The following is a 16222-nucleotide window of genomic DNA, read 5'->3' as shown; positions in this document are numbered from 1 at the left end:
GGTGCTTGGAAGGGACTTGGAGTCCGGCTTGGAGCTCCTCGTACCATGTGGGGCGATGGTGCGGATCAGGGTGCTCGGGTCGTTCGCGGCCGAGGTCGACGGGGTGGCGGTGCCGCTGGGCGGGCCGCTTCAGCGTGCCGTCCTCGCGGTGCTGGTGGCCGCGCGCGGGCACGTGGTCTCCGCCGACCGGCTGATCGACGACCTCTGGCACGACCGCGCCCCCGCGCAGGCGCTGGCGTCCCTGCAGGCGTACGTCTCCAACCTGCGCAGGCTTCTCGAACCCGGACGGGCGCCGCGCACGCCCGCGCAGGTGCTGGTGAGCGCTTCTCCGGGGTACGCGCTGCGGCTGGCCGGGGACGCCGTGGACGCGTGGGAGTTCGAGCGGCTGCTGGACGAGGCGCGCTCCCTCGACGGCGCGCCGGCGCGGGCCCGGGTGGAACGGGCGCTCGGGCTGTGGCGGGGACCCGCCTACGCCGAGGCGGCAGGGGCCGGATGGGCCCTCGCCGAGGTGGCGCGGCTGGAGGAACTGCGGCACGTGGCGCGGGAGCTGCGGGTGGCGGCCGGGCTGCGGGCGGGCGACGCGGCGGAAGCGGTGCCCGAGGCCGAGGTGCTCATCAGGCAGGCCCCGCTGCGCGAGGAGGGCTGGCGGCTGCACGCCCTGGCCCTGTGGCACGCGGGGCGGCAGGGAGACGCTCTGGCCACCCTGCGGCGGGCCCGCGAGGTGATGGCCGAGGAGCTGGGGCTGGATCCCGGGCCGGCGCTGGCCGGGCTGGAGTCGGCCATCCTGAACGGGCGGGTCGAGGCCGTCGTGGCGCCGGTGGCCGCCGCTCCGGAGGGTGAGGGTACGCGGGCCGTACCGGATGGCGGGGGGTTCGTGGGGCGCGCGGACGAGCTGGAGGCGCTGCTGCGCGCGGCCGCCTCCGCGCGCTCCGGCGGACCAGGAGTCGCGCTCGTGAGCGGGGAGGCCGGGCTCGGCAAGACCTCGCTCCTGCGGCGGCTGCGCGACCGGCTGGCCCGTGACGGGTGGCTGGTGGCCGCGGGAAGCTGCCCGCGGGCCGAGGGGGTCCCGCCCGCGTGGGCGTGGGGTGAGATCCTGCGGGCCGTCGCCGCCCACGCGCCGCCGCCGGCCGAGCTCGCGGCCACCCTCGCGCCGCTGCTCGGCGAGACCGCCACCGTGTACGGCGACGCCGCCACCGGCCGCTTCCTCATGCACAGGGCGGTCTGGTCGTGGCTGGCCGGAGTGTCAGGTGAACGCCCGCTGGCCATCATGCTCGACGACCTCCACTGGGCCGACGCCGAGACGCTCGCGCTGATGTCCGGGCTGGAGGGCAGGGTGCTGCTCGTGGCCGCCTACCGCGACGACGAGCTCGACGGCGGTTTCACCGAGACGTTCGCCGCGCTGGCCAGGCGCGAACCGCTGCGCCTGCCCCTTCCCGGGCTGGCGCCGGAGGCGGTGGCCGCCCTGCTGTCCGGGCTGAGCGACGTGCCGGTCGACGCCCCCACGGTTGCGGCGCTGACCGAGCGCACCGGGGGCAACCCGTTCTTCGTCCGCGAGACCGCCCGCCTGCTCGACAGCGAAGGCGCCTTCCGGCCCGCCGCCGGCGCGCGGGCGCTGCTCGACGGGGTGCCGCAGGGGGTGCGGGAGGTGCTCCTGCGGCGGCTGGCCAGGCTGCCGGAGGGCGCCGTCAGCGTGCTCAGGCTGGCGGCGGTCGCCGGGCGGGAGGCGAGCGTCGACGTGCTCGTCGCCGCCTCCGACCTCGGCGAGGAAGCGGTGCTCGACGGTCTGGAGTCGGCGCTGATCGCCGGGCTGCTCACCGAGCCCGAGGCGGGACGGGTGCGGTTCGTGCACGCGCTGGTGCGCGAGACGGTGGCCGGGGAGGTGTCGCTGGCCCGCGCGAAGCGCCTGCACCTGCGGATCGGCGACGCCCTGGAGGCCCGCTACCCGGACGACGCCCCGGCGCTGGCCTATCACTACGCGCGGGCGCGTACCCCCAAGGCCGTCGAGTACGGCGTGCGCGCCGCCGAGCTGGCCGAGGCGCGCTTCGCCCACGCGGCCGCCGTGGACCTGCTCACCGACGTCCTGGCCTGCCTGGACGGCCACGAGCGCGAGGGCGCCGGGCACACCCCCGCCGAGCGCATCGACCTGCTCGGCAGGCTCCTGCGCGCCCAGGTGCGGGCCGGTGACCTCGGCGGCGCCAGGGCCACCAGGCAGCGCGCCATCGACGCCGCCGGCGGCGAGCCCGGCCTGCAGATCGCCGCCTTCACCGCGTGGACGGGCCCGGTCCCCTGGCAGAACCACGCCTACGGCAGCGTCGACCGCCCGCTCGTGGCACTGCTGGAGCGGCTCATGGAGCGGCCCGGCCTGGAGGAGGAGGTGCGCTGCCGCCTGCTGGACGCCTACGCCGCCGAACTGGCCGCCCAGGGCGCGCCCGAGGCGCGGGCCGCCGCCCGGCGCGCCGTCGCGATCGCCGCGGGCCTGGACGACCCGTCGCTGCTCGCCCGCGCCCTGTCCACCCTCGCCCACGACCTCGACCCGGTGCTCGACGCGCGGGAACGCGCCGGGATCGCCGAACGGCTCGCGCGCGTGGAGACGCCCGAGTACCAGTGGTACACGCTGTTCCTGCGCGCCACGGTCGCCGTCGCGGGGAGCGAGCCGGAGCGGGCTCTGGAACTGGTCGGGGAGAGCCTGGAACTGGCCAGGCGCTACCGGATGACCGAGCCGGTGAACGTGGGGGAGTGCGCGCTGGCCACCCTCGCCCGCATCCGGGGGGACGACGTCGCGGCCCGCCGTACCTATGCCGAGGCCACGGCGCGGATGGCCGCGCACGGCTCGCTGCACGCGCACGGGTACCTGCTGCTCGTGCGGGCCGCCTTCATGGACGAGGACCTGCCGGAGGTGGCGTGGCGGCTGCTGCAGGAGTACGGCGGGCTCGCCGCGGACCTGGTCGCCGTGGTCCTGGCGGCGGAGGGACGGCTGGAGGAGGCCCGCGAGATGCGGCGGCGGGCGGTGCCGATCAGGGCCGACTACTTCTTCCCCGTCTTCGCCGCCTTCCGCGCGATGGCGATGGTCGCGCTGGACGAGGGTGCGGGCGCGCGTGAGCTGTACGACGCGCTGCTCCCGCACGCCGGCGGGCCGCCCGCGGGCGCGGGCAGCATGTCGGTCGCGCTGCCACCGCCCGCGCACACGCTCGGGCAACTGGCCCGCCTGCTGGGCGAGGAGGATACGGCCCGCGCCCACTTCACCAGCGCCGCCGAGATCGCCGCCCGCTGGGGCGCCCACCGCTGGGCGGCCGACTCCCGTGAAGCGGCGGTCGGCTCGCGTGATGCGGGCCGCCCGCTGCCGTGATGCGGGCTCCGGCTCCCGTGATGGCGGGCCGCCGGCTGGCGTGAGGCGGGTCAGGTCAGGATGGCGTAGACGGTGCTGGCGTGGGCGGCCGGGTCGGCGGCGCCGTCGGGGGTGAGGGTGACGTCGGAGAACGCCAGCGTCCTGCCCAGCTTGGTGATCCGCACGTGCACCAGCACGTCCTTGCCCGCCACCGGCCGCTGGAACGTCGTGGACTGCTGCACCGTCGTCATCGGCACGAAGCCGCCCCTGGCCGAGGAGATCGCGATCACCGTGGCCGTGTCGGCGGCGGCCATCATGGCCTGCCCGCACAGGCCGCCGCCCTGCCTGGCCAGCGCGTCGGACCAGGGCAGCCGGACCACGGCGTGGCGTTCGCCGACCTCTTCCACGCGCAGCCCGAGGTCCTGGATCCAGGGGGCGAAGTAGTCCCGGAGAATCGCGTCGCCTTCTTCAGGTGTCACGGGGTCATCATGCACGCTGGGGGCCATGGGTGTGGAGACCGTTTTTCTGCCGTCGACGTACGAGAGTGGCGTGCCCTACGAGTTGTTCGCCCGGTTGCGGGATGAGGCGCCGGTGCACTGGATTCCGGAGCTCGCGGTGGGGCCGTGGCAGGCAGGGCCCGGATATTTCGGTGTATTTCGGCATAAAGAGGTCAAGCACGTGCTGCGTACACCCGAGGATTTCTCCTCCCATCGCGGCGCCACCCAGATCCGCGATCCCGCGACGCCGGCCGACCTCGCGTTCGTGCGGGCGATGATGCTCAACACCGACCCGCCGGACCACTCCAGGCTGCGCAGGATCGTGGCGGCGGCGTTCTCGCCCCGGGCCGTGCGGCTGCTGGAGCGCACGATCGCCGGGCGGGCGGCGGCGCTGTTCGCGGCGGGCGAGTGCGACTTCGTGGAGGTGGCGGCCGACCTGCCGGTCTGGACGCTCGCGCACGTGATGGGCGTGCCGGACGGCGACCGGCGGCTGCTGCACGACTGGGCCTCGCGGGTGATCGGCTACCAGGACGCCGACTACGCGGGCCTGTCCACGGCCGACGCGCGGCGGCTGAGCCCCATGGGACGGCTCGCGCTGGCGGCCCGCCCCGAGCTCGAACCCGGCGTGAACCCCCGCTCGAAGGCCGCCCTGGCCGACATGTTCGCCTACGCCAAGGCGCTGGCCGCCACCCCGACCGACGAGACGTCCGTGATGTCGGCCATGCTCAAGGGCGGCCTCACCGAGGACGAGTTCCAGAACATGTTCTTCCTGTTCGCCGTCGCCGGCAACGAGACCCTGCGCAACGGCATCCCCGGCGGCCTGCTCACCCTCCTGCGTCATCCCGCCGAGCACGCCCGCCTGCGCGCCTACCCCGCGCTCCTGCCGTCCGCGATCGAGGAGATGCTGCGCTTCTGGCCGCCCGTCATGAACTTCCGCCGTACGGCCACGCGCGACCTCACCCTCTCCGGCCAGGACATCAAGGAGGGCGACAAGGTCGTCGTCTACCACGCCTCCGCCAACCGCGACCCGGCGGCCTTCGCCGACCCTGACCGCTTCGACGCCGGCCGTACCCCCAACGACCACGTCAGCTTCGGTTTCGGACCGCACTTCTGCCTGGGCGCGCATCTGGCCAGAGTGCAGATGCGCGCCGTCTTCACCGAACTGCTGCGCTGGGAGGTCACGCTCATCGGGGAGCCGGTCCGCCTCACCTCCAACTTCCAGAACGGCCTCAAGCACCTTCCCGTACGGCTGCGCCCGGCTTGATCTGCGGTTTGTGTCCGATTGCGATGTGGGTAAAGGCCGGGCAAGATTTCGTGCCGTGAAACGAGCAGCAATGATCAAGGACTGGGCTCTGCCGTACTGGACCAGAGGCCAGGCGGGGCGCGAGACGCCACCGGACCTCTTCCGGGTCCTCTACTACGGCTGGCTGGCGGCGTTCTCACTCAAACTGCTCGGCTCTGCCTGGGACGTCTCCTGGCACTTCAAGTGGCTGCGCGACGACCTGGCCCCGCCGCACCTGCTGAACTCGGCTGGAACGGTCCTCGCCCTGGCCCTCACCATCGTCCACGGCTACACCGGTTACGGCGTCGACAGGACGGCGCTGCGGCTCATCCAGTGGGGCACCGGGATCTTCCTGGTGGCGGTCCCGCTCGACCTGATCAACCACCGCGTCAACGGCCTCGACATCACCTCGTGGAGCCCGTCGCACATCCTGCTGTACGTGGGCACGTTCTTCATGATCGCCGGGGTGATCCGGGGCTGGTTCACCGGGGCGCCGCCCGGCCGGGAGCGTACCGTGGTGCTGGGCGCGTTCTTCGCGTTCTTCCTGGAGAACGTGCACTTCCCCGAACAGCACCAGGAGTACGGCGTGCTGTCCATCGGCGCCTGGGACAACAACTCCGCCTACGCCGAGCCGATCCTGCTGCAGTTCGCCGCCGACCAGATGGGGCGGGAGGTCGACCGGACCACCATGGTCGGCTTCTCACTGCCGGTGCCGGACGCGCTCTATCCCGTCTACGCCGTCGTCGTCGGCATGACCGTGCTCGCCGTCGCCCGGCTGATGATCGGCCGCTTCGGCAGCGCCACGCTGGTCGCGCTCGCGTACGTGGGGTTCAGGACGCTGGTGTGGCCGATGCTGACCGCCACCGGGTTCCCGCCGTCGGCGGTGCCGTTCTTCCTGGTCGCCGGGGCGATCGCGGTGGACCTGGCGTTCGCGATCAGGATGCCGGTGGTACGCGCCGTCGCCGGGACCGTCCTCGCGACCGCCGCCGTCTACGGCGGGCTGATCGCGCAGAGCGCGCTCATGGGCGGCGTGTACGGCACGCTCAACGGCATGGAAGGACTCCTGGGCGCCCCGCCCCTGGCCACGGCGTCGGCTGTCTGGGCGGGAGCGGGACTGCTGGCCGCCTGGCTGGCCTGCGAATGGTTCGTCAACCGCTTCGAACTCCACCCCCTCGAACCCCGCGACGTCGTACCCGCCTGAGCATTCCGCTGGCCGTGTGGGGGTTGTGTCCGCCTCAGCCGATCGAGGCGCGGGTGATGGCTACGGCGACGCCGTAGGCCAGGCCCATCACGGCCACCTCGGCGCTCGCCCAGCCGACCACGGAGGTGGCCTTTCCGGCGGCGATGCCGGGCAGCAGGCGCCACCTGATGTGCGCGGCCAGCGGCACGAGCAGCGCGGTCAGCGCGACCTTGGTGACGACGAGCAGGCCGTACTCGGTGGTCAGGATCGCGCCCGGCAGTTCCACACCCGGCGTCAGCGCCAGCGTGCCGAGGCCGCTGACCAGCCCGGACGCCGCCACCAGCACCAGCGCGAGCGTCGCCAGCCGGGAGAACCTGGGCAGCGCCGTGGCCAGCAGGTCGCGGCGCGGCGCCAGGAACACCACGGTGGCCAGCAGCCCGCCGGTCCAGGCGGCGGCGCCGATCACGTGCAGCTCCATCGAGATCATGATCGGGTCGTGCCAGACGGAGTCGACCGCGTGCCCGGTCACCGGGATCGGCAGCAGCCCGAACGCCGCCACCACGATCCGCAGCTCCGCCGGCACCTTCTCGCCGAACCGCACCGCCATCAGCCCGATCCCCGCCGCCGCCAGCGCGCACGCGGCGCTGAACAGCAGCCCCTGGCCGGTACCCACCCCGTTCACGTAGGCGGTGATCATGCCGAGGGTGGGGACGCCGCCCGGGTTGAGCTCGGCGGCCTGGAAGACGATCGTGACCAGCGCGCAGATCGCCCATGCCCAGGCGGCGGTGACGGCCAGCGGGCGCACCCGGCGCAGGACCGGCTCGGTGCGCTCCGGCTCGTCGAACCCGAGCAGCTTGGGCAGCAGGCTCAGCCCGACCGTCGCCACGGCGGCCACGTCGAGCAGCACCCGCACGACCGGCAGCCCGAAGGCCACCACCGGCCCCGGCAGCACGATCCCCGGCACCGCCTCCTGCGCGGTCACCGTGCTCGCCACCACAGCCGAGGCGACGGCGGCCAGCACGAACACCCCGGCCATTCCACGCACCCCAGCCGACCCACGCACCTCGGCGCTCTCACGCGTTCCGGCGCTCTCGTGCGCCTCTGCCGGACCGCGCGTCCCGGCCGGGCTGCGGTCGGTGCCCGGACCGGGTGTCCCGGCCTCGGGCTCGTCGCTCTTGCGCACCGGTGTGGTGCCGCTCATGCCCGCGTGCCTTTGTCGCCTGGGGACGGGGGCTCCGTGGCGGGCTGGGCGCTTCGGCGCAGGGCGATCACGGTTCCGGCCCCGAGCAGCAGCAGGGCGCCGACGATCCAGACGACCGCCATCCCGGCCCCGCCGTTGGCCGCCGCCTCCGCGGCCCGCGCGCTGAGGTCGGCGGGCTGTGCCACCGCGGCGGCACCGGGCTGCCCGTCGCCGGGCGGCGACTCGCCCGCCGGGGCGGACAGCTTGAGGGTGAAGCGCACCTGGCCGGTCACCGGGTGCCCGTCCGAGGACAGGATCCGGTAGCCGACCACATAAGCGCCGTTCGCGGTCAGCGCCTTCAGCGGTACGCTCACCCGCTCCTTGGCCACCACCGTCGCGCCCGCGGTCAGCGCCTCGCCCCCCGGCCCGGTCAGGCCGATCTGCGCGTAGCCCTGCCGTACCGGCTGGTCGAAGACGAGCGTGACCCGCTGCGGCGCGGCGGTGAGCACCGCGTCCGCTCGGGGATCGCTGGAGACCAGCACGTTGTGCGCCCGCGCTGGAGCGATCCAGCCGCCGACCGCCGCACAGGCGAGCAGCAGGACCGTGAGAAGCCGCCTCACCGATCTTGACCTTCCCTCGAACACCTCGAAACCCGTCTATGGTCCCACCTATGGATGACCTGTTCGGCGGTGCCGCCCCCTATTACGCCAGACACCGCGCCGACCACGGCGACGCGGCGATCGACCGGCTGGCCGCGGCGTTCGGCGCGCGGGCCACCGTGCTCGACCTGGGCTGTGGCCCCGGCACGGTGGCGATCCCGCTGTCGGAGCAGGTGGAAGGGGTGCTGGCGGTCGATCCGGCGGAGGAGATGCTGGCCGAGGGGCGCAAGCTCGGCGCCGGGCGGGCCAACATCCGGTGGCTGGCCGGCGACTCGACCACGTTGCGGGAACTGCCGGGTTTCGGCCATGTGGTGATGGGCCGTTCCTTCCATTGGATGGACCGGCGGACGGTCCTCGCCGACCTGGACGACCTGCTGCCGCCGGACGGGATCGTCGCGCTGGTCGGCCCCACGCGCGACCACGAGAACCTGCCGTGGGAGCCGGTGACGCGGCGGGTGCGGGAGGAGTTCGGGGTGAACGGGCTGACCGCCCGCGACTCCTTCCAGGCCAGCGGCAAGCACCACGACGAGGTGCTGGCCGACTCGCCGTTCGGGGACCTGGAGGCGGAGGTGTTCACCTGGCGGCGCGACCGGGACCAGGGCGACGTGATCGGCCTGCAGCTCTCCTACTCCTACTCGGCGCCCGCCCGCCTCGGCGAGCGCAAGGACGCCTTCGTCGGCGCGCTGCGCGCCGCCCTGACCGCGGCGAACCCGTCCGGCCGCTGGGTGGAGGAGGTCCGCACGCAGGTCCTGCTCGCCCGCCGTCCCTGAGCACACATGCTCTAAAGTACGGCGAAGCAAACCGTAATCGGCAAAAGGGAACCGGCGATGAAGGTGCTCAGCGGAGCCATGCACTACTTCCGGACGCTGCCCCGGCAGTGGCCGGACCGGCTGGGCAAGCTGCGGGCGATGGGTGTGGACACGGTCGAGACGTACGTGCCGTGGAACCTGCACGAGCCGCGCCCCGGCCGGTTCGACTTCACCGGCCTGGCCGACATGGAGGGCTTCTTCCTGGCGGCGGGTGAGGCCGGGCTGAAGGTCATCGTGCGGCCCGGGCCGTACATCTGCGCCGAGTGGGAGAACGGCGGGCTGCCGTCATGGCTGCCCGGCCCCTACCGCTGCCACGACCCGCGCTTCCTGGAGCCGGTGGACCGCTTCTTCGACGAACTGATCCCGCGCATCGCCGCCCACCAGGCGACCAGGGGCGGCAACGTCGTCATGGTGCAGGTGGAGAACGAGTACGGCTCCTACGGCACCGACCCCGTCTACCTGCGCCACCTGGCCGACGGCCTGGTACGGCGCGGCATCGACGTCCCGTTGTTCACCTCCGACGGCGCCACGGACCTGATGCTGACCGGTGGCACCCTGCCCGGCGTCCTGGCCACGGCCAACTTCGGCAGCGGGGCCGAGCGGCAGTTCGAGGCGCTGGCGCGGCACCGGCCGGACGACGACCCGTTCTGCATGGAGTTCTGGAACGGCTGGTTCGACCACTACGGCGAGCGGCACCACACCCGCGACCCGCGGGACGCCGCCCAGGCGCTGGAGGAGATCCTGGAGCGCGGTTCCGTCAACTTCTACATGGCCGTCGGCGGCACCAACTTCGGCTTCTGGGCCGGGGCCAACGCCGACGGCGACACCTACCAGCCGACCGTCACCTCCTACGACTACGACGCGCCGATCTCGGAGAGCGGGGCGCTGACGCCGAAGTTCTGGGCGTACCGGGAGGTACTGGGCCGCCACGCCGACCTGCCGCCGGTGCCGGAGAGCGTTCAGGAGACGCTGCCGCCGCAGCGGGTGGAGCTGGGCGAACGGCTGGCGTTGCTCGACTGCCTGGACGTCCTCTCGGCCGGGACCGTGCGCAGCGCGGCCACGCGTACGTTCGAGGAGCTCGGCCAGGACTACGGCCTGGCCGTCTATCGCACGCGGATCCCCGGGCCGCGCGGCGACGCGCTCCGGGTGCGCGTCAGGGGCCTGCACGACCGGGCGAACGTGCTCGTCGACGGCGCCGTCGCCGGGGTGCTGGAGCGCGACGGGGCCTCGGACGTGGAGGTCAAGACGCCCGCGGAGGGCGCGGAGCTGACGCTGGTGGTCGAGGCGATGGGCCGGGTCAACTACGGCCCGCTGGTGGGCGAGCGCAAGGGCGTCCTGGACGGCGTCCAGCACGACCAGCAGTACCTGTTCGGCTGGGAGATCGACCCCGTGCCGCTGTCCGACGTCTCGGCGCTGCCGTGGGGGCGCTCGTCCGCTGCCGAGGGCCCGGCCTTCCACCGCGGCACCCTCCACGTCGAACGGCCGGCGGACGGCTTCCTCGCGCTGCCCGGCTGGGTCAAGGGGCACGTGTGGGTCAACGGCTTCCACCTCGGCCGCTACTGGGACAAGGGCCCGCAGGTCACCCTGTACCTGCCGTGGCCGCTGCTGCGTGAGGGCGCCAACGAGATCGTCGTGCTGGAGATGGACGGCGCGCCCCGGGACGCCCGCGTCGAACTGCGGCCGGAGCCCCAGCTCTAGCTTGCGTACCGGTCCCGGGCTGGAGGGCCCGGGACCGGCCTCTCGGTTCCACCCCCACGTGACGCGCGGCCGCTCGGGGTTCCGGCCGCGCCGCTCGTTGGAACCGGAGGCGCCCCCAGGTGGGCGGTGGGGGCGCCCCGGCGTTCCCTAGGTGGCGGCCTAGGGCGTCCAGGTCAGCTCTTGGTGGTGCCGCCGCGCTGGCCGCGGCGCAGGGGGAGGGACTGCTTGGCCAGCCGCCGCGAGAGCGCGCCGCCCGACGCGGTGCGTTCCGTGGTCCCCCGCGAGGCCGCCCTGACCTTCGCGAAGGGTTTCGGCGTCTCCACTTCGGATCGCCGGCCGGTACTGTCCTCGTGCTGCTCGCGCGACTGGCGCGACTTGGAACTCACACGGAACACCTCCCCGATTTATGGCTATATGTCCGCTTTGTCGGGAAGTGAAACACGCAATCGCCGCCCGGCCAGCGCCGCCGCCCGCACGGCGCCCGCCGGGAACATCCTGGCCCCGCGCCACGCCATCCGCCCCGAGGCCGGAGCCACGATGAGCGCCTGGTCGCGCGCCACCCCGCGCAGGATGTCGCGCGACAGCGCGTCCACCGAGTACAGCCGCCCCTGAGCCCGCACCGCCGCGCTCCTGGCCTGGCGGCCCATCTCGGTCTCCGGCAGTCCCGGGTTGGCGTGGTCGAGCAGCGGCGTGTCGGTGAACCCCGGGCACACCACGCTCACCCGCACGCCCCGCGCCGCCGCCTCCGCCCGCAACGCCAGCGACAGCCCGACCACCGCGTGCTTGGTCGTGGTGTACGGCAGCATGAACGGCGCCGGCACCAGCCCCGCCATCGACGCGGTGTTGACCAGATGCCCGAACCCCTGCTCCAGCATGATCGGGTACGCCGCGTGCACCCCGTGGACCACGCCGCGCAGGTTCACGTCGACGGCCTTGTCCCAGTGCGCCAGGGACAGTTCCTCGGTGGCGCCCCCGATGGCGATGCCCGCGTTGTTGAACACGAAGTCGAGCCGCCCGCGCTCCTGCCGTACCCGGTGGAAGAGGGCGGCCACGGCCTCGGCGTCGGTCACGTCGAGCGGGGCGAAGTCCAGCCCGAACTCCGCCGCCACCCGCCTGCCCGCCGCCTCGTCGAGGTCGGCGATCGTCACCGCCACGCCCTTCAGGGACAGGTCCCGGGCCAGCGCCCGCCCGATTCCGGACGCGCCTCCGGTGACGATCGCGCACTTCACCCGCCCGGCGGGCGAGGAGTTCACGCGCTCTTCCCGCTCGGCGCCCAGATGCCCATGACCTGCCAGATCCGCCGGGTGAGCGGGTTGACCAGGCCGACGTCCACGCACAGCTCGCGGGTCTTGCCGACCGAGTCGCGGATCTCCGCCGCGGCGGCCTGGCTGTTGGTGTAGACGTCCCTGACCACGTGCGGCGGGACGTTGAAGCGCTTGATCATCGGGCCGGGCGGGGCCAGCATGATCCGGGCCATGACGCCCAGGATGATCGGCGAGATGATCCCGAGCAGCAGCCTGCGGTGGCGGGGCATGCGCGGCACGCGGTTGCGCAGGTAGTGCCGGGCGAAGGAGATGTGCCTGGCCTCCTCCGCGATGTGGATGCGCATGATCGTCTCTTCGAGCGGGTGGTGCTTCCTGCCGTCCTTGAGCATCTTGCGCTGCACGTGGTCGATGGGGTCCTCGCCGCCGAGCACGAAGATGAAGAACAGCTCGGTGGAGATCAGCGGGATCCACGGCGCCACCTGGGCGATGAGGCTGAGCGGCCCCGGCATGCCGCGTACCGGCATCTTCGTGCGGTTCACGAACTCCTGGAACATCATCCCGTGATGTCCCTCTTCGATGGTCTCGTGGTAGACGTAGCGGAATTCGGGCGCGCCGTTGGGCAGGCGGTAGGCGTAGTTGAGCAGGCCCCGCTTGAGCAGGTTCTCGAACTGCAGCCCGATCTTCATCGCGGTGGCCACCCTGAACAGCCCGATCCGCGCCCTGACCTCGGGGGAGCGGGACCGGTACCACGCGTGCGCGCCCAGCTTGTCGACCTCGGGCAGTTCCCAGCGCGGGTCGTCCTGGTCGATCAGGAACTCGGGGTCGTCCCAGGGGATGTCCTTGTACGGCTCCCAATGCTTGTCGACCGAGGCCTTCGAGAGGCGATGGATGACCGTCTCGTAGGCACTGCGGTCGGCGACCGTCTCGTCGGATTCCCGTGCGGCGGTAGAGCTCGGTGCGGCTGTCATCGCAGGCACTCCTCTCCTCGCCACGTAATTGTACGGAGCATCCAATAGCGAGGGAAGAGTGACCCGGCTCACACGTCGTCGACCGTCAGGCCCACCTCCATCGCGGCAGCCGTACGGACGAGCAGGAGGACCTTGCGGCGGGAGATGAGCTTGTCGTGCACGTGCAGCTGTACGGCGAGGCCGTCGATCATCGCGAAGATCCGCCAGCTGGAGGCCTCGGGATCGGCGCAGGTGAACTCGCCGCACTCGACCCCGGCCGCGATGATCTCCTTGAGCACGGTCCTGCCGTGCACGTCCATGCGGCGGGTGGTGGCCTCCAGTTCGGGGTTGCGCATCGACTCCGACCATGCGTCGATCCAGATGCGCCAGCCCGCGGCCGAGGTGCCCGGCGAGCTCAGCCTGATCAGCGCGCGCAGGCGCTCCGTCGGCGAGTGCGGCGAGCGCTCGATCTTGCCGATGGCGTTCAGATGTTGCCTGGCCGCGTAGGCGAAGGCCTCGGCGATCAGCTGTTCCTTCGTCTCGAAGTGGTAGAACAGCAACGCCTGGCTCACGCCCGCCGCCCGGGCGATGTCGAGGGTCCGGGTATGCCCGAACCCACGGGCCGCAATCACCTCGCAGGCCGTCTTGAGGAGATCCTCACGTCGTAATCGGCTGAAACCCCGTGTCACAGCCGAGAACTCTATTACCCTCGGTAACCATCAGCGAGTGGGATCCGCAGGACAAACCGGGCACCGTGCGTCGAATCCTCGATCGTGAGCGTCCCGTCGTGGCTCGTGGCGATCTCCCGGGCGATCGGCAGACCCAGTCCCGTGCCGCCCGCGTCGCGGTTGCGGGAGGCGTCCAACCGGGTGAAACGCCGGAAAACCACCTCGCGCTGATCGGGCGCGATGCCGTCCCCGTCGTCCAGCACCTCCAGTACGGCCTGCCCGCCCTCGGCCCGAACCGTGATCGTTATCGACTCGTCGGCATGCCGCTCGGCGTTGTCGACGAGATTCGTCAGCAGGCGGGCCAGCCGTACCCGGTCGCCCATGACCGTCGCGCCCGGCTCCAGCGAGGTCGCCACCTGCTTCGACCTGGGCCGCCCCGACTCGGCCGCCACCAGCTCGCCCAGGTCCACGCGCTCCGTACGGCCCGGCGCCCCCGCCTCCAGCCTGGCCAGCGTGAGCAGGTCGCCGACGATGGCCTGCAGCCGGTCCAGGCTGGCCAGCACCTCCCTGCCCGTCCGCGGCCAGTCGGTCTCGTCCGGGTAGAGCAGCGCCTCCTCGACCTGGGCGCGCATGGCGGTGATCGGGCTGCGCAGGTCGTGGGAGGCGTCGGAGGCGAACCTGCGCTGCTGCTCCACCGCCACCTCCAGCCGGTCGAGCGTGTCGTTGACGGTCCTGGCCAGGTCGTCCAGCTCGTCGCGGCGCGGCGAGCGCGGCACCCGGCGGCCCAGGTCGGTCGCGGTGATCTCGGCCAGTTCGGTCTTGATGTCCTTGACCGGCCGCAGCGCGTTGCCGACCGCCGCCCACGCCACCACCGAGCTGGGCACGGTGAGCACGAGCGCGCCGGCCAGCAGGCCGAGCGCGTAGAGCGGGCTGATGTACCACGGGATGTCGGGGCCGAAGGCGTAGGACATCCAGTAGTTGCCGTCCACGCTGACGCGGAAGCCCACGGTGGTCAGGCAGGGGTTGCCGGGCAGCAGCCTGGTGCAGGTGGTGGTCGACACCCGGCCGTCGTCCTCGGTGGGCTTCAGGTTGGTCAGCGGCGGCAGGCCGAGGAGCCGCTTGCTGGCCTGCCGTACCTTCGACTCGTTGTCGACGACCTGCAGGGCGTCGATCTCCTCGGTGGGCGTGACGGACTTGAGCTCGCCGACGGGTGCGAAGCGCTCGACGTTGAAGGCGACGCGGCGGGCCGCCTTGGCCACGCGCTCGGTGACGTAGTCGCTGATCACCACGTGCACCAGCGGCGTGACGAGGATGGCCACGACGAGGTTGAGCACGAGCGCGTTGCCCGCCGCGATCGCCGTCATCCGGCTTCTCACCGACCATCGGGTGAACACCTGGTCACGGCTCCCTGAGTGGCAGTGAGAGCACGAACCGGGCGCCGCGCGCGGAGTCGCCGATGGTGAGCGTGCCGTGGTGGCTGGTGGCGATCTCGCGGGCGATCGGCAGGCCGAGGCCGGTGCCGCCGGCGTCGCGGTTGCGGGAGGCGTCCAGCCGGGTGAAGCGCCGGAAGACGATGTCGCGCTGGTCGTGCGCGATGCCCGCGCCGTCGTCCAGGATCTCCAGTACGGCCCGGCCGTCCTGCTCGCGCACGGTGATGGTGATGGTGTGGTCGGCGTGCCGCTCGGCGTTGTCGATGAGGTTGGTCAGCAGGCGGGCCAGCCGCAGCCGGTCGCCGGTGACGACCACGCCCGGGTCGAGGGAGGTGACGACCTTCTTGACCCTCGGCCGGATGGTCTCGGAGATGACGAGGTCGGCCAGGTCCACCGGCTCCTTGGCCCCGGAGGCGCCGGCGTCGAGCTTGGCCAGCGTGAGCAGGTCGGTGACGATGGCCTGCAGCCGGTCCAGGCTGCCGACGATCGCCTCGGCGGTGCGCGGCCAGTCGGCGGTGTCGGGGTAGAGCAGCGCCTCCTCGACCTGGGCGCGCATGGCGGTGATCGGGCTGCGCAGGTCGTGGGAGGCGTCGGAGGCGAACCTGCGCTGCTGCTCGACGGCGGTCTGCAGCCGGTCCAGCGTCTCGTTGGCGGTGAGGGCGAGGGCGCGGATCTCGTCGTGCGTGATCGGCACCGGCACCCGCTGGCCGAGGTCGGTGGCGGTGATGTCGGACAGCTTGGAGCGGATGGCGTCCACCGGCGCGAGCGTGTTGGCCACGACCTTCCACGTGCCGAACGCCACCAGCACGGTCAGCGCGATCGAGATGCCGATGAGGAAGGCGAGCACGCTCAGGTGCACGTACCAGGGCACGACGGGGCCGACCGTGTAGACGTACCAGTCGCCGTCCGGCTCGTACACCCGGAAGGTCGACACCACCATGCACTGGCCGGGGTAGGCGTACAGGTCGCACTCCACGCTGATGTTGGCGGAGTTGTCGGCGGTGGGCGTGGTGCCGGACACGCGCGGCTTGCCCTTGAGGTTGGGCGAGGAGGCGACCACCTTCCCGTCGCTGTTGAGCACCTGCAGGGCGCCGCCGGGCTCGGGCGCCATGGTGGACGGCAGCGTGCCCCGCTTGATCAGGTGGACCACGCGCAGCGCGGCGCCGACGACCTCGTTGGCCCGGTACTCCTCGGCGGTCTCCCTGATGGCGACCAGCACGAACGTGTTGACCACGAGGCACAGCAAAGCGATGGTGAAGCTCGCGAAGAGCGTCAACCTTCC

14 protein-coding genes are annotated in these 16222 nt (G+C 72.6%); 5 read left to right on the top strand and 9 right to left on the bottom strand.

Annotation, left to right across the window (positions count from 1 at the left end):
• Nucleotides 1-55 precede the first annotated feature (55 nt).
• Complete coding sequence (locus ACFWY5_RS13705) at nt 56-3346, top strand: BTAD domain-containing putative transcriptional regulator (protein ID WP_379632026.1); 3291 nt, start codon at nt 56-58, stop codon at nt 3344-3346.
• Nucleotides 3347-3396: 50 nt separating this feature from the next.
• Here ACFWY5_RS13705 and ACFWY5_RS13700 read toward each other — a convergent pair whose 3' ends face one another.
• Nucleotides 3397-3804 carry a PaaI family thioesterase gene (locus ACFWY5_RS13700; protein ID WP_379632024.1) on the bottom strand — a complete coding sequence of 136 codons (408 nt, stop codon included), beginning with the start codon at nt 3802-3804 and terminating at the stop codon, nt 3397-3399.
• Between the two features lie 25 nt (nt 3805-3829).
• On the opposite strand from ACFWY5_RS13700, the gene ACFWY5_RS13695 reads away from it, so the two are divergent.
• Nucleotides 3830-5086, top strand: coding sequence for a cytochrome P450 (locus tag ACFWY5_RS13695; protein WP_379632022.1), 1257 nt, complete (start codon nt 3830-3832; stop codon nt 5084-5086).
• A gap of 55 nt (nt 5087-5141) precedes the next feature.
• Nucleotides 5142-6305: a hypothetical protein gene (locus tag ACFWY5_RS13690; protein WP_379632020.1), complete on the top strand. Its 1164-nt coding sequence runs from the start codon at nt 5142-5144 to the stop codon at nt 6303-6305.
• A 34-nt stretch (nt 6306-6339) separates the two neighbouring features.
• Here the strand turns inward: ACFWY5_RS13690 and ACFWY5_RS13685 are convergent, their stop codons facing one another.
• Together ACFWY5_RS13685 and ACFWY5_RS13680 are read right to left on the bottom strand one after the other, a co-directional pair.
• On the bottom strand, nt 6340-7485 hold the full coding sequence (locus ACFWY5_RS13685) for a copper resistance D family protein (RefSeq protein ID WP_379632019.1): 1146 nt from the start codon (nt 7483-7485) through the stop codon (nt 6340-6342).
• Nucleotides 7482-8084, bottom strand: coding sequence for a copper resistance protein CopC (locus ACFWY5_RS13680; protein ID WP_379632017.1), 603 nt, complete (start codon nt 8082-8084; stop codon nt 7482-7484). The genes ACFWY5_RS13685 and ACFWY5_RS13680 overlap by 4 nt, the downstream gene beginning before the upstream one ends.
• A gap of 50 nt (nt 8085-8134) precedes the next feature.
• On the opposite strand from ACFWY5_RS13680, the gene ACFWY5_RS13675 reads away from it, so the two are divergent.
• Together ACFWY5_RS13675 and ACFWY5_RS13670 are read left to right on the top strand one after the other, a co-directional pair.
• A complete protein-coding gene (locus tag ACFWY5_RS13675; protein ID WP_379632015.1) occupies nt 8135-8893 on the top strand; it encodes a class I SAM-dependent methyltransferase in 759 nt (252 codons plus the stop codon).
• 57 nt (nt 8894-8950) lie between these two features.
• The gene (locus tag ACFWY5_RS13670; protein WP_379632014.1) at nt 8951-10630 is read left to right on the top strand and encodes a beta-galactosidase family protein; all 1680 of its coding nucleotides are present in this window, start codon (nt 8951-8953) and stop codon (nt 10628-10630) included.
• 173 nt (nt 10631-10803) lie between these two features.
• On the opposite strand, the gene ACFWY5_RS13665 is transcribed toward ACFWY5_RS13670, so the two are convergent.
• The 6 genes from ACFWY5_RS13665 to ACFWY5_RS13640 form a co-directional block, all read right to left on the bottom strand.
• Complete coding sequence (locus ACFWY5_RS13665) at nt 10804-11016, bottom strand: hypothetical protein (protein WP_379609662.1); 213 nt, start codon at nt 11014-11016, stop codon at nt 10804-10806.
• A gap of 24 nt (nt 11017-11040) precedes the next feature.
• Nucleotides 11041-11883 carry an SDR family NAD(P)-dependent oxidoreductase gene (locus ACFWY5_RS13660; RefSeq protein ID WP_379632012.1) on the bottom strand — a complete coding sequence of 281 codons (843 nt, stop codon included), beginning with the start codon at nt 11881-11883 and terminating at the stop codon, nt 11041-11043.
• On the bottom strand, nt 11880-12863 hold the full coding sequence (locus ACFWY5_RS13655) for a diiron oxygenase (RefSeq protein ID WP_379632010.1): 984 nt from the start codon (nt 12861-12863) through the stop codon (nt 11880-11882). The genes ACFWY5_RS13660 and ACFWY5_RS13655 overlap by 4 nt, the downstream gene beginning before the upstream one ends.
• A gap of 68 nt (nt 12864-12931) precedes the next feature.
• Nucleotides 12932-13531, bottom strand: coding sequence for a TetR/AcrR family transcriptional regulator (locus tag ACFWY5_RS13650; RefSeq protein ID WP_379609665.1), 600 nt, complete (start codon nt 13529-13531; stop codon nt 12932-12934).
• A 14-nt stretch (nt 13532-13545) separates the two neighbouring features.
• Nucleotides 13546-14874 (bottom strand): sensor histidine kinase, encoded by a 1329-nt coding sequence (locus tag ACFWY5_RS13645; RefSeq protein ID WP_379609666.1) that lies wholly within the window; start codon nt 14872-14874, stop codon nt 13546-13548.
• 34 nt (nt 14875-14908) lie between these two features.
• Entirely contained in the window at nt 14909-16216 is a 1308-nt protein-coding gene (locus ACFWY5_RS13640) for a sensor histidine kinase (protein ID WP_379632008.1), read from the bottom strand.
• Nucleotides 16217-16222: the final 6 nt, after the last annotated feature.

This window comes from Nonomuraea sp. NPDC059007, from assembly GCF_042740555.1.
Lineage (GTDB): Bacteria > Actinomycetota > Actinomycetes > Streptosporangiales > Streptosporangiaceae > Nonomuraea.
The sequence above is the reverse complement of the archived record's forward strand: the minus strand, read 5'-3'. Positions and strand labels throughout refer to the sequence as shown.